Below are 14,533 nucleotides of genomic sequence, written 5' to 3'. Positions count from 1 at the left end.
GTGCCCTGGACCAGGGCAGCACGCGTCGATGCACCGACATCCGCTGTCGACGGCGCGCCTTGTGAGCTGGAGCGGCTACGCGCCTACCGGGTCAGAGCAGTCAGAAGCGTCTTCAGGTCGGCCATCGCCGCCTGTGCACCGACCAGGTTGTACACGCCGGTCAGGTTCAGGACGACTTCATCCACGCCCGCTGTCTCGTACGCCTTGAGCTTTTCGAGCAGTTGGTCGGTGTCACCGCTGAGGAAGGCCCCGCCGTCCACCAGAGCCCTGGCGTCGGCCGCCGGGTCCCGGCCCTCGGCCTCCACACCCGCCCGGCGCAGCATGTCGATGTAGTGCGGCCCCTTCAAGTGGGCGGCATTGCTGGCTAGCGCCAGATCCGCCGGCTCGTGACCAGGGTGCTCGAGCGCAACCGGTACCATCGCGGTCAGGCGCGGCACCGGCCGGCCCGCCGCTTCCGCCCCAGCACGCATCGCCGGAAGCACAACGTCCCGCAGATAGACGGCAGGCGTCAGCCAGGTAATGGCGACATCGGCGAGCTCACCGGCGAGCCGGGCCATGCCCGGTCGCAGAACTCCGAGGCCGACCTCCACCGGTGGCGCCGGGAAGGGCGGCAGAGAGCCGTGGCAGGAGACGTACTCACCCTTGATGTCGACGATCTCGTTCGCCAACAGCCCGCGCACGGCGGTGAGATACTCCCTCGCCGCGGTCAGCGGGCTCGCGTAGGGCGCGCCGAGCAGGCTCTGCTGGAGGGACTTCGCTCCTGGACCGAACCCGGCTGTCACGGGCTGACCGGTGGTCATCGCCAATGACCGAGCCTGCAGCGCGGCCTCGAAGGGATGACGCAACGGCATGAGCGTCACACCGAGCCCTGTAGGCACTCTGAAACCCGAGCCTGCCGCGTGCGCAAAGCTTTGGTGAGGCTCCACAAGCAGGGCCTGGCCTTGCCACAGTCGTTCTGCCTGGGTCCAGTGGACAAGGCCCGCGTACGGCAGCACCTGCTCGGGCCGACGGGGCACGAAAGGCACAAGAACCGAGTACGACGTCATGCCGAAACCGTGCCTGTACATGTCACGACACCCTCGTGGAAGGGATCGAAGTCGTTGAACCTGAGAGGTGCGGCGATGGTCAGCGCCGCAGAGCCACCCAGGCGGATGGTGTGGCTGTACATGAAGGAACTCCCCCGTTGTTGACACACAACCCTGCTCGTCCAAGGTTGCTGCCGACCGCAGTTGTACGGTGCCGCGCACGATCATGGCGCACGCGTTCGGTCCTGTAAAGACTCTGTCCGATCTTGTGAAGAGTCCGGGGTCAGGTATATGCCCACCACCGGATCCGTCCTGTCGGACGGGCGAGACCGGGGAGGTGGAGGTAGCGGCGGACGGTACGCCTGACCTGCGCTGTGGGGCGGGCCGCGGGCGACTGACGGTGATCCCGTTCACGTGCTGGTCGCCCGGTGCCCGGTGAGGTGACCGGCTACCTAGCCCGCCTGCGCAGGTCGTCGAAGTGGGGGTGTTGTTCAGGGGATCTTTCACCGTCGGCAGTGGGGGGCGGGACGCCGCCGATGCGCCTCGGATCCCCTGCGCGGCGGGAACCTCGGCGAGGGCCGTCGACCGGAGGACGACGCTCACGCCCCCCTTGTACGTCGCGTCCAGGTACTCCTCCACAGGGCCCGCCAGCTCCTTGTGGGACGGCGTACGGTCGGCGGGCTGGAGTACCTGGGCGCAGATGGTCAGTTCGGCCACGCGTGCGTGCGGGGTATCGACGATGTGAGTGAAGGACCGGCCTGCTCGGCGACGCCTGTCCGTTCGTCTTCGGGCAGCAGCCGCAAGGTCAGCACGCCGGGACCACCAGCTCGGCCCAGACGGTTTTGCCCCAGCCCGTCTCGTCGTAGCCCCAGCGGTGTGACAGCGCGTCGACCAGTACCAGGCCGCGCCCGGTGTCATCGCCGCCGGCGATCAGATCCATTCTCGGCAGGGCGTGGGATTCGTCGGTGACGCCGATCCGTACGAGATCGTCCGTGACTCGCCGGACGGATACCCGGTCCAGACGGCACGAGGTGTGGCGGACCGCGTTGCCCACGAGCCCGGAGACGATCAGCGCGCCCGGGTCCACCAACTCCGCTGTGTCCCGGGTGTTCAGCGCGGCCGAGGCGCGGCGCCTGGCACGGCGGTCCGTCTCGGGCCCGCAAGGGAGGGTTTCGCCGTAGCCGGGCGGTCCGACTGCGGTGGGTCTGGTCATGACGCTCACGGGGTCGTCTCCTCGGGGCTGGGACGTCCCGCGCGCCATGGGGGCGCGGGCGGGACTCTCCTCCACTGCCGCCGAGGAGAAGCCTGGAGCTGCCCGGTGACTCCAACGACCTTACGGAGAGCTGGAGTTTCGCCTCAACAGAATTGCGGGGAATTGCGCGACGTGATCCGAGGGAGCTGATCGCCGTCTCAATCAAGGCGCGGGCAGCGTTGCCGTGGACGGGGTCTGGAAGAAGCCAGGCATGACGTCGGAGACGTACGCGCGGGTGACGCCGCTCCGCGCGTAGCGGTCGTAGATGTCCTCCTGGGTCTTGCGCATGCCCATCCGCTGGCTCCTGCGCCACTCCACGTTCATCGAGTCGACGGCACGGGCCGTAGCGAACAGGGGGTCCGCCCGGCCGGCGGCACCACGGGCAGCACACCAGGCACGGATGTCCCCGTCAGCTGTACCTCGCCCTTGTACCTCGCCCTTGTGGAGAGGGTGGTTCTCGCAGGGTGCCAGCCGCACCGGGCGGAACGTTCCTTCCCGGTGGGGCCGGCGTCCTTGCGCAGGTGCTCGAACTCCTCGGCCTCATCACCGACGCCCTACGCGTCGCGCATCTCCAGATGCACGGCGCTGCGGCACGTACCGGCCAGCAGCTCAGCGAAGCTCGGCACGCCGTTCTGCGACATCCCACGCCTCCCTCAGAACGGGCACCATGCGAGCGGGGATGCGGATCACCGTCTCGTGGGCGGGGATTCCCACCGCATGACCGGCGACCCACTCCGTACCGCTGACCAGAGCCTCCAGCGCTTCCTCGGCCTTGATGCCCTGGAGGACCAGGTCGGCCGTCTCCTCCGCCACCGACACCGCCGGAGCAACACAAAAGGCCAGGTCACGGACTATGCCACCTGGCCTTTGCCGGAGCCGCCTTCGGGATTCGAACCCGAGACCTACGCATTACGAGGGCTGACAGGATCGTGATCGTGGATGTCAGTACCTGACGCGGCATCCTGTTTTGCCAGGTCAGAGAGGTGCGACCGTGGATCCCCATGAGACCCAGTCCACCGAGTGCCGCACCGTCCGCTCACGCATCGCTCACGCGTTCCGTCACGCTGTCCCGCCCGAGACTGGCATGCCCGCTCAGCCTGTACACGTAGGTGGGGCTGCCATCAGCCGACCCGCTGCATTGCCTTCCGGCGCCGTTCCGCCACTGCCGAACCGGACTCTCGGCGGGCCATCCTGCGCAGGACGGAGGGGGCGAGCGACAGTCCGGCGACCGCCCAGACGCCCAGCACCCCTGCCGTCTCCAGATGTCGCCAGGACTCGCCGATCTCAGCAGCGACAGCGTCGGCCGGAAGTAGCGCCGAGCGGAGGCCGAGCCCGAGCCAGTACACGGGGAAGACCTGCCCGACGGCCTGCAACCACTCGGGCAGCTTCGTCAGCGGAAAGTAGATTCCGGAGATCACGACCAGGCCCATCACCGGGAGCATCAGCAGCCCGACGGTGCGAGGGCTTTCCACAAGGGCCCCGATGACGGCGCCAATCGGCAGGCTCGCCAGGAGACCCAACGGCACGACCCACAGCAGCATCAGCCATGCTCCGCCGCCCTGCCGGGCCACACCGTCGACCAGGAACACACCGGCAACCAGGGCAAGAGCCATGGAGACCAGCGCCGTACCCGACACCAAGATGATCTTGCCGACCAGGTGACCGACCATGCCGTGCGGCACGGCCTTCGCCCGCAGCAGGGTGCCGTCCTCACGCTCGGCCGCGAGCAACTGCGCCGTGGTCATCACCCCAGTGAACGCAAGCGTCATGCCCAACATGCTCGGCAGCATGAACGCGCCGGCCGAGATGCCTGCGCCCTTCAGCGGATCGTCCCTGACCAGGAACATCGGTACGATCAGCAGAACCGTCCACAGGGCGTGCCCGAACAGGTCCTGACCCGTGGTGAAGGTCTGGCGCAGCTCCGTCCAGCCGCGCCGCACCCCGGCTCGCGCCGCATACCACACCGGGTTCACCGCGATCCCTCCCCAAATGTGTGCGCCACCCGCTCGCCGGAGACGTTCCCCGCCTCCCACTGCCTGACCATCGTCAGGTAGGTGTCTTCCAGATTTGCCCGGCGCACCTCCAGGTCGCCGATGGCGCCGCCGTGCTCCTCAAACAGTCGACGGACGAACTGAGTGGGCTCCGTCGTCTCCTGCTCGAAAGGCCGCCCGTCCCGCGTCCAGCGCACAGTGGCCTCGGCCGAGGCCTGTCGGGACAGGTCCTCGGCGGACCCGTCAGCGACAATCCGGCCGCCGGCCAGGATGAGGATCCGGTCAGCGAGTTTCTCCGCCTCGGCGAGATCGTGGGTGGTCATCAAGACCGTGGTGTTTTCGTCCGCGAGCCCACGCACCAGGCCGTGGAACTCACTCCTGGCCTCTGGATCCAGGCCGGCCGTCGGCTCGTCAAGGAACAGCAGTTCGGGCCTGCCCACAATGCCGATGGCCACGTCGAGCCGCCTGCGCTGCCCCCCGGACAGCGCTCCGACCCGCTTGTACGCCTGCTCAGTCAGCCCAACGGCGGCGAGGAGTTCATCGACGCCCCACGGACGACGCACGAACATGGTCGAGTACGGCGCGTAGTATGAGCCCAAATGGGCCAGCAAGTCCCGCACCCGCCACTTACCGTGGTCGCGCCAAGACTGCAGCACGATACCGAGCCGCGCTCGCCACCGCTCGTCCCCGTGCGCCGGATCGGCGCCCAGCACCGCGACGTCACCGGACGAGCGCATCCGGAAGCCTTCCAGGATCTCGATCGTGGTCGTCTTACCAGCGCCGTTCGGGCCGAGCAGGACAAGTACCTCACCCCGCCGGGCCGTGAAGCCGACCCCCTTCAGTACGTCCTGACTGCAATAGCCCATCCATAATTCGCGTACGTCGATGACCTTGTCGCTCTGCGGCGGTGCACCGCCCCGTCCGTCGAGCGACGCGTGAACAGTCGTCATCGGTGTTCCCCATTCTGACCCACGGACCGTGGTCCGTGGTTGTCGGTGTGCCTGGTCAAGAGCCCCGTTGGCCGTGGTCCGGGGCCGCGGGACCGTGTCTGCGGCCGCGGCCGCCTACCCTCCGCCACCCTCCCCGAACCGAACACACTACCGAGCGTCATGCGTGGCTTACGGCGCTGCCGGTGCTGTAGGTGTCGTCACCGCTGCGGTGGTCGAGCACAGGCAAGCAGGCTTGGCTTACAGCAGTTCACCGGCAACAAGCATCGCCACCGCCTTACCAGATGTCACGCAACCCGATACCGGTATCACCCCGCGCCTGGAAGGTATGAGAGACATTAGCCGACTCCGACAACCCGCTTCACTCCAGGAGAAGCATAAAGACTCTCCTCCACCAAGGCGTTGCGCAGACGCGAAGGGACTTAATAATGCATCAACGGTCGCGTGACAAATTCCAGCAAGTGCAGCAGGGTGAGCATAGCGGCCATGAACGGCACCCTCACCAATGCAGGGACCGGTCCAGAGCTCCGGCCAAGGGAAAGTTGACTTGAAAGAGTCACACACCAGACTTCTCACTCGACTCACTCTTGCGTTTCCCCTCTCCCCGCATAGCATTGACCTGCCAGCTAGCGCCGACACAGGCGCCGGCTTCAAGGAGCCAGGAACCATCCAGTGCATATCTCTCCAGGAAACCCCAGGTGATTCCAGATGAACCTCAAGCCATCAAAACGAACACTCTCGACAATCGCTGTCGTCATCGCTGCCTTATCTTTCTCAGCGAACTCGGCGGCAGCGAGTCCCGCAAGTTCTGCGGCTGCTCCGGTCGAGTGGTCGGCAACCCACAGTTCGGCTAGCGCGTCCGGTACCCGCTGGACCGAACATGACGGCAGCGGGACAGTCCTCGTGGCCAAGGGAGAAATCCGGAACACAGGCACCGGATGCTCTTCGGTCTGGGTCCAGTGGACCCGTGACTTCATTCCTTCCCCCTCTACCAAACATGCCACCCAATGCGGAGACGAAGTCTCTCCCGTCAACCTTCGGCTGAGCCCCTATCGACCGACCACCACCGGCCGGCTGAAGGTGTGTCGGGGCACCGCGGACACCAGAGACTGCGGATCGGCCACATCCCTCACTACGTGGCCGATCAACAACTCGATGAAGGCCACCTCCCACACACAGTCGCCGCCGCGTTGAGGTCCCGGGTGGGCCGGCAGACCAGGACTCTGGAACGCTGCGCCACCTGCAAGTCCCCCCATCGAAAGGCCCCCACATGCCACAGTCCCTGTGGAAACGCCACGGCCTGGTACTGGCCGCCGGCGCCGCGTGCATCCTCGTCAACGGCAAGGGCATCGGGCCGTTATGGCTCGTCGGGCTTGCCCTGCTGGTGACAGGTCTGCTGATGCGGCGGGCGATGACGCGTGCCCAGCGCCCGCCGAGTGAAGAAGCCCCACCGTTGGCACTGGACATCCCCGTGAACGGCCGCTGGATGGCCCGCAACGGGCCCGCCACCAAGGTGCCCAGCCACACCCACAACCTCGCGCAGACTTACGCGATTGACCTGGCCCGCCGCCCGGCGCCCGAACCCGTGTGGCTGTGGCCGCTGACACGGCGCCCCGAGTCCTACCCGTCCTTCGGTGAACCGCTGCTCGCCCCCGCGAACGGCCAGGTGGTCGCTGCCAGAGACGGCCAGCGTGACCACCTGACGCGTACTTCCCTGGCCGGCCTGCTTTACGTGCTGCCTGAGGGCTTCATGCGCTCCCTCGGCCTTCCGCGCCACCTGCTCGGCAACCACTTGATCCTCGACTTGGGCAACGGAGCGTACGCCGTCTTCGCGCACCTGCGGCGCCACTCGCTGAAAGTGGCTGTCGGGGACCATGTGACGGCCGGTCAGTCACTCGCGGAGTGCGGCAACTCGGGCAACTCCTCCGAGCCCCACCTGCACTTCCAGCTCATGGACAGCCCTGACCTCACCACCGCCCACGGCCTGCGCTTCACCTGGCGGTACCAGGACGACGACGGCCACGAGCACGAAGGCGTACCCGCCGACAACACCTGCTTCGTCCCCGTCCGGCGCGCCCCAGCCGACTCGTCGAACCCCTACGCCGCGTCATAGCCGGGATCGAGCGCGAAGCGAACCGACCGGACACGGCCGTCCGAGGCGAACTCGCCGAAGGCGAAGACCTCCTGCGGCCGCGCCGGATTCCCGTCCCTGCTGGTGGTGTAGCGGGCCGCGAAGCGGTTGCCCTCTCGCAGCGTCTCGTGAACCTCCACCGGATAGGTGTGGCCCAGCTTGCGCCCCTCCTCCAGCGCCTTCAGGACGCCCGAGCGCTGCATCACCTTTCGCCCGACCTGGTGCAGCGCGTCGGGGGTGTGGAAACGGTCGTGCGCCTCGGCGGCCGGCACCGTCACGTCGTACCCGGCCGCGTAGTAGGCCCGCAGGTAGTGCGCCGGGTCCTGGGCGGGAGTCGGTTCCTCTCCCTCGGCGGGCGGCAGTGCGGGCGAGGTGCCCGGCGCGGGGCGGGCCTCGCTGTCGAACGGCTCGTCCCGGTCCCGCCCCGACCAGCCGGGCCGGGTGGCGGAGAAGGAGATCGTACGGGCCACCCGCCCGTCCTCGGCCAGTTCGGCGAAGACGGCCGCTTCCGTAGCAGACTGGATCTTCCCCAGCATGGGCGTGCTGATCGTGTACCGGGCGGCGGCGCGAGATCCTTCCACGGTCACTTCGTGGATGTACAGCTCGTACGGCGCCCCGAGGGAACGCCGGGAGCGGAGGCTGCCCAGGATCTTGTCGCGGTCCCAGATCCGGCCGTTGACCTGGTGTGTGCCGTCGGGCAGGTGATAGCGGTCCCAGACCTCCGCGACCGGGTCGCCGCCGTCGATGGCATCGGCATGGTAGGCGCGAAGATACCCGGCGAAGTCCTCCGCGGCGGTGGGGCGGTGACTGATGCTCATGACGCTGTCCTGCTTTCCTCTGTGGGGGTCGAACTGTTCTGTGTGGGGGTGAGTCCGCCGTCGGGTCCCAGGGGCGGCACGGCGGTGATGTGGAACTCCCGGTGCAGGGCGGCCATCGCGGCGAGGTGGCCGCACATGCCGTGCACGCTGGGGCCGGGTGGTGTAGAGGCCGAACACAGGTACACCCCGGGCAGCGGGGTGCGGTACGGATTCCAGGCGGGTACGGGCCGGAACACCGACTGCGTGAGTGTGATGGCTCCGGCGCCGATGTCCCCGCCGGGATAGTTCGGGTTGTAGGTCTCGTACGCGGCCGCCGACACGCCGCGCGCCGCGATGACCGTGTCGGCGAAACCGGGCGCGTACCGCTCGACCCTTCGGGTGATCAGCGGCACCGGGTCCCGGGTATCGCCGTTCGGGACGTGCGCGTACGCCCATATCGGGCGGCGCCCGCCGACGGCTCGGCCGGGATCGGTCACGGCTGGGTCGACCAGCAGGACGAAAGGCTCCTGTCCGGCCTGGCCCCGGGCGGCGGCGTTCTCCGTCGCGAGTGTTTCGGCACGGGTACCGCCCAGGTGCACGGTCCCGGCTCGCCCCACCTCCGGATCGGCCCACGGAATGGGCTCGCTGACCAGGAAGTCGGCCTTCGCCGCGCCCGGACCGTAACGGAAGCGATCCAGCGCCCAGCGGTATCGGGGTGGCAACCGGTCGCCGGCCAGCGCCAGCAGACCGCGCGGCGTGGTGTCCAGCATGATCACCCGTGCGTCCAGCTCCGCGAGGTCGGTGACCCGTCGGCCGGTGTGCACAGCGCCGCCATGCGCCGTCAGGTCATCAGCCAGGGCCTCGGCGATGCGGTGGCTGCCGCCCTGTGGCAGCGGCCAGCCGGTCGCATGGGCCAGATGGCCGAGCAACATCGCGATGGCGCCAGCAGGCAGGCTGGGCAACCGACCCACCGCGTGCGCCGCGACTCCCGTCAGCAACGCGCGGGCGGCCTCCGTACGTAGCCCGTTGCCCCGCAGGAAATGACCCAGCACCCGCGGGCCCAGGAACAGCGGTACAGCGGGGTCGGGCGGCAGGGACCGCTGGCCGGAAAGCAGGAAGTCGGTCACGCCTGGGCTGTGTCTCACCAGCGGCGCCATCAACCGGTACCAGCGCTGCCCGTCCGGGCCCAGCCGGTCGCGCGTCTCGGCGAGGTCGCGGTACGCGAACGCAGCGACACCACCATCCAGCGGGTGTGCGTAGGAAATCGGCGGCTGCAGCAGCCGTACGCCGCGGGCCTCCAGGTCGAACGCGCGGAAGAACGCGGAGGCGGCCGCCATCGGGTGGACGGCAGCGCAGAGGTCGTGCCGTACCTCGGAGTCAAACAGGGCTTCGCCGCGCAGCCCGCCGCCGATGGCGGCAGCCTGCTCGTGGACCTCCACGGTCAGCCCGGCGCGCGCCATGGTGACGGCGGCGGTCAGACCGTTGGGGCCACTGCCTACGACCGCGACATCGACCCGTGTCATGCCAACGCGTCCTCGATCGCGAACTGCCCACTGGCAAGCCGCCGGTAGACCGCGTCGGATTCGATGAGCTCTCGGTGGGTGCCGGTCGCCCGTACCCGTCCCTCCTCCATCACGATGATGCGGTCGGCCTGCACGATGGTGGACAGCCGGTGCGCGATGGCAAGCACGGCGCATTCACGGCCGGCTTCCATGATCGCGTCGCGCAGTGCCGCCTCGGTGTCGCTGTCGAGGTGGGCGGTGACCTCGTCGAGCAGGATCAGCTCCGGACGCTGCAGCAACGTCCGTGCGATGGCGAGCCGCTGCCGCTGGCCGCCGGACAGGCCGGCGCCGCGCTCACCCAGCTCAGTGTCGAGGCCGTCGGGCAACGCGGTGATGAACTCCTCCAGGCTGGCAAGCCGCAGCGCGCGAGCGATGTCGGCCTCGTCGGCCTCCGGGTTCGCGTACGTCAGGTTCTCGCGGATGGTACCGCGCAGGAGCGGTGCGTCCTGCTCGACATAACCGACCAGCGAGCGCAGTTGGGTAAGCGGAAGGGCGGCGATGTCGTGGCCCGTGACCCGGATGGTGCCGGTGTCCGGCTGGTGAAAGCCCTCGATGAGCTGGAACGTCGTCGTCTTGCCCGTGCCGGAGGCGCCCACGATCGCGGTCAGGCCGCGACGCGGCACGGTGAACGAGACGTCCCTCAAGACCGGGGCATTCTCGTGGTAAGCGAAGCCGACGCCCTCGAAGCTGACCGCCGGCTCCGATTCCACGACGGACGCGCGCTCCTGCCGTTCCGTTGGCTGCCCGTCCTCCTGCTCCTCCTGCGGGATCGTCCCCAGCTCAGTCACGCGCTGGATGGCGGCGCGCCCCTGCTGGATCTGGGCGATCGACATGAAGAGCATCACCAGCGGTGCCACCAAATAGAAGAGGTACATCACGAATGATGTGAGGTCGGCGGGCGTGAGCGATCCGGTGGCGACCCGGGCCATACCCCAGGTGATGACGACGGCGAGCGAGAGCTGCGTGCCAACGTTCATCATCGGGGTGAGCAGAGAGCTGAATCCAGTGACCCGGATTCCACTGCGTCGAGCCCGGTCGGCCAGGCGTATCAGCTGCTCGGTCTCCCGCCCTTCGGCGCGGGACGCCTTGACCGTTGTGATCGCACCGAGCACCCGTTGTAGGCCCGAGCCGAACGCACCGATGTTCTGCCGGTTTTGCAGCGCGGCGATTCGGACCTGACGAGCCAGCAGGAGCGCGCTGACGCTGGCCAGCCCCAGGCAACCGAGCGTGGTGAGCAGCAGCTTCCAGTCGAGCCTGGCCATCAGCGCAATGCCGCCGATCACCATGAAGACGGAGGTCACCACCTGTGCCAGGGCCTGGGCGATGATCAAGCAGGCGATGGAGGTGTCGGACACCGTGCGCGAGAAGACGTCACCGTGCTCCCAGCGCGAGAAGTGCGGAATCCGACTGCGCAGCAGACGGCCGCCGAGGATGCTTCGGGCGTCGAACACGATGTTCTCGCCGGCCCTGCCGATGGCATAGGTATGGCCGGCGCTCAGCGCCGCGTCCGCGACGAAGAACAGCGCGATGAACGTGATGGGCCAGGCGATCGGCTTGTCCAGGGCCACGGCCTCGATCAGTCGGCCCAGCATCCAGGGCTGGGCGAGGGTGGCCGCCGCGCCGAGCAGGCCCATGCCGATACCGGCGATCAGCAGGCCCCGGTGGCGGAGGACTATCTCCCTGAGGTTCATGCCGGCTTGGTGTAGGTGGCGATGAACAGGCCGGTCGCGGGGACGTACTCGGTCCGCTGCCAGTCACTGTAGTGACCCTCGGTCTGCAGCCCGGCGTCCTGCGCGTAGCCGTCCACCTCGTCGGGCGTGAGCAGGCGGGCGACTTCGGTGCCGATGCGGTGGGTGCCGTCGGCCTCGAACCACACGGTGGACACCTGCCAGATCCGGTTGTCCATCAAAAGCGTGGCGTGCATCTGGATGCCGGTGTTCGGCTCCGGGTAGGGCACGAACATCGTGGTGCGCGTCAGGCCCTCGTGCTGAGAGACGACTCCCGGGCGGTTGTGGGTCTCGACCACCAGTCGGCCGCCGGGCCGGAGGTGTTCGGCCGCGCGGGCGATGGCCTCGCGCTGTCCCTCGGGGTCGAGGACCAGCGCGAGCGTGGAGCAGACGCAGTAGACCAGGCCGTATTGCCGGTCGCCACGGTAGGTCCGGATGTCGCCGAGCTCGGCGATCACCTGCCCTTCCCCCGCCCGCTTCTCCAGAGCCCTGAGCATCTCTTGAGAGGAGTCCACGCCGGCGACCAGGCCGACGCGATGCGACAGTGGCAGTGCGATCCGGCCTGTCCCAACGCCGAACTCCAATGTGCCCCAGGCAGGGTCGGGGTGGAGTCCGGTCAGGGCCTCAACGGTGACCCGTGTGGAGGCGTCGTCCTGGAAGATGCGGTCGTACCAGCCCTCGAACTGTTTGCCATAGCCAATGTCCGCGATTGTCATCGGCTCTCCGTTTCTCTTGGGTGAGGACACTCCTCGTAGCGGGAGTAGTCGGTCTCAGGCGGCCCGCAGAAAGACTGGTGGCGCAGCGTTCATCGCCTGATAGGTGGAAACGTAGAGAACCTCCGGATCCTCACTGTCGTCATGACCTGCGGCACGGACCACAGCGAATTGGAAGCCACGGACATCGGCTACATTCGGGGCGTCCCTGATCTGCCTCCGGATGAATTCAGACAGGACCCGGAAGGGTGGAGTGCCGGTCGGGTCGCTGCCCTTTGCGATGTTCTTGATGATGGCAGTACAGATATCGAACACCGCTTTTTCCGTCCGGCGGGACGAGAACCAGAACGCTTGGATCATCCTGCGGTTCTGGATCAGGTCGAGTTCGATCCAGGGGGATGTCTCATGGCTTTCGTCGAGGGTGCGGTAGAGGTAGTGGTAGTCGTGCGTCGCGGGGTTCGGCGCGAAGAACTTCCAGTTCGGCACGAGAGAGAAGAGGTCCTTCTCCCGTGCGCGCTCGAAAGCCGGATTCGGATGCTGCGCGGCCAGGGTCGTCACCAGCAGGGCGGCGCCTGCGAGACGCGTCACCGCACCGGGGCCGGTGAGTGCCTCCTTGAGGGATGCGGAGATGCTCACTTCTCCTCCCCGGCCTTGTCCGCGAGCTTCCCGGCCGGGGCCACCACGGTCGGCGCGCAGTGCTGGTCCACGAAGGCCGCGATCAGGTCCGCGGCGGTTCGGGCGTGGCGAGCGTCGGTCAGGATGGTGTCGTGACCGGCACGCTCCACGACGGCGACGTCCCCGTGCCGGCTCGCCGCCTGGTGGGTGCGGACGATGTCGTTGTACATGAGCAGCTGTTCGGGATCCATGTCCACGGTCACCTGCGCGGCGACGACCAGTCCCGGTGCCGGCACCGGGGTCAGGCTCTCGTCGAAGGAGCGGAACTCCTCCCTGACCACCTCCCACTCCCGCGCCGCCGCACTCCACAGCCGCGCGTCGGTGTAGAGGGCGAAGACCTTCTGGCGATAGGCGTACGGCAGGTCGTCCACCCAGCGAGGACGCGACATCAACGCACCGCTGCCCAGCTTGGTCCAGCGCGCCATCTCCGTCAGGGAGTAGGTGAACATCTCACTGCCCTTGCGCTGCTTCTCCGACCGCACGAGCTGCCCTGGGTGGGTGGGGTCGAGGTAGACGACGCCCGCCACCCGCTCACCGAGCTGCGCCGCCGCCCGGCGGTTGAGGTCCGCGCCCAGGGAGTGCCCGACCAGCACCACCTTGCGGTCCTCGGGAAGTGCCTGGCGGACGAGGTCCTCCAGGTCGTCCACGGACTCCTGGATGGTGTACGGGGCCTGCTTCACCCGGCGGCTGGGGCCGTAGCCGGCGCGGGCGTACGTCACCACGGGGTGTCCGAGGTCGAACGCCAACCGCTCGACCATCCACGCGAAGTGCTCGGGGGTCGAGGCAAGGCCGTGGTTGAACACCAGGACCGGGCGGTCGTCGAGGCCCTGACCTCCGGTGTCGTAGAAGAGGACGTTGCCGTTGCGGGTGGTGACGGTCCGCGAGTTCGGCCAGCCCGCCACGGCCCGCGCGCGCCGCTGGGACGCCAGCACACCCGCACCGGCGACACCACCGGCCAGCAGCACCAGCGCGGTCCTGACCATCCGGTCGTCCCGCCCGGCGACCGCCGGGAGCGTCCGAGGCGCCGTCGTATAGGCGATCATGGGATGCATGGCGGGAAACGCGGTCATGAACCGGCCCAGCCCCATGACGAACGCATTGGCGACATGGAAACCCGCGGCCGAACCGATCATCGGTCGCGTCAACTTCCCGCCTGCCAGATAGACGACGGGGAAAAGACATTCCATCGCCAGTACGGCGTGCTGCGTCACCTTGCTGGCCCTGGGATAGCGCTGCGTCAGCCGGTACGCGCGCTCGAAGCCGTAGGTGCGGGTCCGCAGCACGCCGGGGAGAGCCGAACCGTCACGCCACTTCGTTCCCGCCAGCTTGGCCCAGCCGGACGTCGCGTAGGACATGTTGGCCTGGATCGCCAGGTACCACATCAAGGCGTCACTGACCTGCGGACTCTTCGACATGCGAGCAAGTCCGGTGACCGTCTGCACCTGTGTGGCGACCTGGTCCGAGCCGTCGGTGCCATAGCGGTGACGGGCCTGCAGAAGGGTGGTGGTGGCGGCGAGGTAGAGGTTGCCCGCCGCCCGCCACGTGCCGTTGCCGGGCAACAGTATTCCGAGGCTGCAGGCGACGCGCGTGGCGTGCAGAGTCAGCGTGGTCCGCCTGCCGCTCACGGCGTTGGTGAGCTTCTGGATCACCGGGATCTTACTCTCCGGCGTCTGCTTCATGATCTCCCAGTCATTGAGACCACCCGGCGCCAGG

General features: G+C 68.1%; 13 protein-coding genes. 1 reads left to right on the top strand and 12 read right to left on the bottom strand.

All coding sequences use genetic code 11. The annotated features are described in order from the left end of the window. Positions 1-83: 83 nt before the first annotated feature. The 6 genes from ACFW6P_RS23890 to ACFW6P_RS23865 form a co-directional block, all read right to left on the bottom strand. Positions 84-1,046, bottom strand: a complete 963-nt coding sequence (locus tag ACFW6P_RS23890) for an LLM class flavin-dependent oxidoreductase (protein ID WP_386354173.1) — start codon at positions 1,044-1,046, stop codon at positions 84-86. A gap of 784 nt (positions 1,047-1,830) precedes the next feature. After that, complete coding sequence (locus ACFW6P_RS23885; RefSeq protein ID WP_386354442.1) at positions 1,831-2,238, bottom strand: ATP-binding protein; 408 nt, start codon at positions 2,236-2,238, stop codon at positions 1,831-1,833. A gap of 201 nt (positions 2,239-2,439) precedes the next feature. Continuing rightward, entirely contained in the window at positions 2,440-2,601 is a 162-nt protein-coding gene (locus ACFW6P_RS23880; protein ID WP_386354170.1) for a hypothetical protein, read from the bottom strand. A gap of 285 nt (positions 2,602-2,886) precedes the next feature. Next, complete coding sequence (locus ACFW6P_RS23875; protein WP_386424732.1) at positions 2,887-3,132, bottom strand: hypothetical protein; 246 nt, start codon at positions 3,130-3,132, stop codon at positions 2,887-2,889. 266 nt (positions 3,133-3,398) lie between these two features. Continuing rightward, complete coding sequence (locus ACFW6P_RS23870) at positions 3,399-4,250, bottom strand: ABC transporter permease (RefSeq protein WP_386354167.1); 852 nt, start codon at positions 4,248-4,250, stop codon at positions 3,399-3,401. Beyond that, entirely contained in the window at positions 4,247-5,218 is a 972-nt protein-coding gene (locus ACFW6P_RS23865) for an ABC transporter ATP-binding protein (RefSeq protein WP_386424709.1), read from the bottom strand. Before ACFW6P_RS23865 ends, ACFW6P_RS23870 begins: the two co-directional genes overlap by 4 nt. A gap of 1,267 nt (positions 5,219-6,485) precedes the next feature. Here ACFW6P_RS23865 and ACFW6P_RS23860 point away from each other — a divergent pair. Continuing rightward, positions 6,486-7,328 (top strand): M23 family metallopeptidase, encoded by an 843-nt coding sequence (locus tag ACFW6P_RS23860; RefSeq protein WP_386424706.1) that lies wholly within the window; start codon positions 6,486-6,488, stop codon positions 7,326-7,328. On the opposite strand, the gene ACFW6P_RS23855 is transcribed toward ACFW6P_RS23860, so the two are convergent. The 6 genes from ACFW6P_RS23855 to ACFW6P_RS23830 are packed head-to-tail and all read right to left on the bottom strand — an operon-like array spanning position 7,313 to position 14,499. Then, entirely contained in the window at positions 7,313-8,164 is an 852-nt protein-coding gene (locus ACFW6P_RS23855) for a nuclear transport factor 2 family protein (protein WP_386358780.1), read from the bottom strand. The genes ACFW6P_RS23860 and ACFW6P_RS23855 overlap by 16 nt on opposite strands. Continuing rightward, entirely contained in the window at positions 8,161-9,666 is a 1,506-nt protein-coding gene (locus ACFW6P_RS23850; RefSeq protein ID WP_386358778.1) for a phytoene desaturase family protein, read from the bottom strand. Before ACFW6P_RS23850 ends, ACFW6P_RS23855 begins: the two co-directional genes overlap by 4 nt. Continuing rightward, complete coding sequence (locus ACFW6P_RS23845; RefSeq protein WP_386424703.1) at positions 9,663-11,396, bottom strand: ABC transporter ATP-binding protein; 1,734 nt, start codon at positions 11,394-11,396, stop codon at positions 9,663-9,665. Before ACFW6P_RS23845 ends, ACFW6P_RS23850 begins: the two co-directional genes overlap by 4 nt. Then, complete coding sequence (locus ACFW6P_RS23840) at positions 11,393-12,148, bottom strand: class I SAM-dependent methyltransferase (protein WP_386358775.1); 756 nt, start codon at positions 12,146-12,148, stop codon at positions 11,393-11,395. The genes ACFW6P_RS23845 and ACFW6P_RS23840 overlap by 4 nt, the downstream gene beginning before the upstream one ends. Positions 12,149-12,202: 54 nt before the next feature. After that, positions 12,203-12,781 (bottom strand): hypothetical protein, encoded by a 579-nt coding sequence (locus ACFW6P_RS23835; RefSeq protein WP_386358774.1) that lies wholly within the window; start codon positions 12,779-12,781, stop codon positions 12,203-12,205. After that, positions 12,778-14,499, bottom strand: a complete 1,722-nt coding sequence (locus ACFW6P_RS23830) for an alpha/beta fold hydrolase (RefSeq protein ID WP_386358772.1) — start codon at positions 14,497-14,499, stop codon at positions 12,778-12,780. Before ACFW6P_RS23830 ends, ACFW6P_RS23835 begins: the two co-directional genes overlap by 4 nt. Between the last annotated feature and the right edge of the window lie 34 nt (positions 14,500-14,533).

Source organism: Streptomyces sp. NPDC058741, from assembly GCF_042746715.1.
In the GTDB taxonomy this organism is placed as follows: domain Bacteria; phylum Actinomycetota; class Actinomycetes; order Streptomycetales; family Streptomycetaceae; genus Streptomyces.
This window is presented reverse-complemented; position numbering and strand designations above follow the sequence as displayed.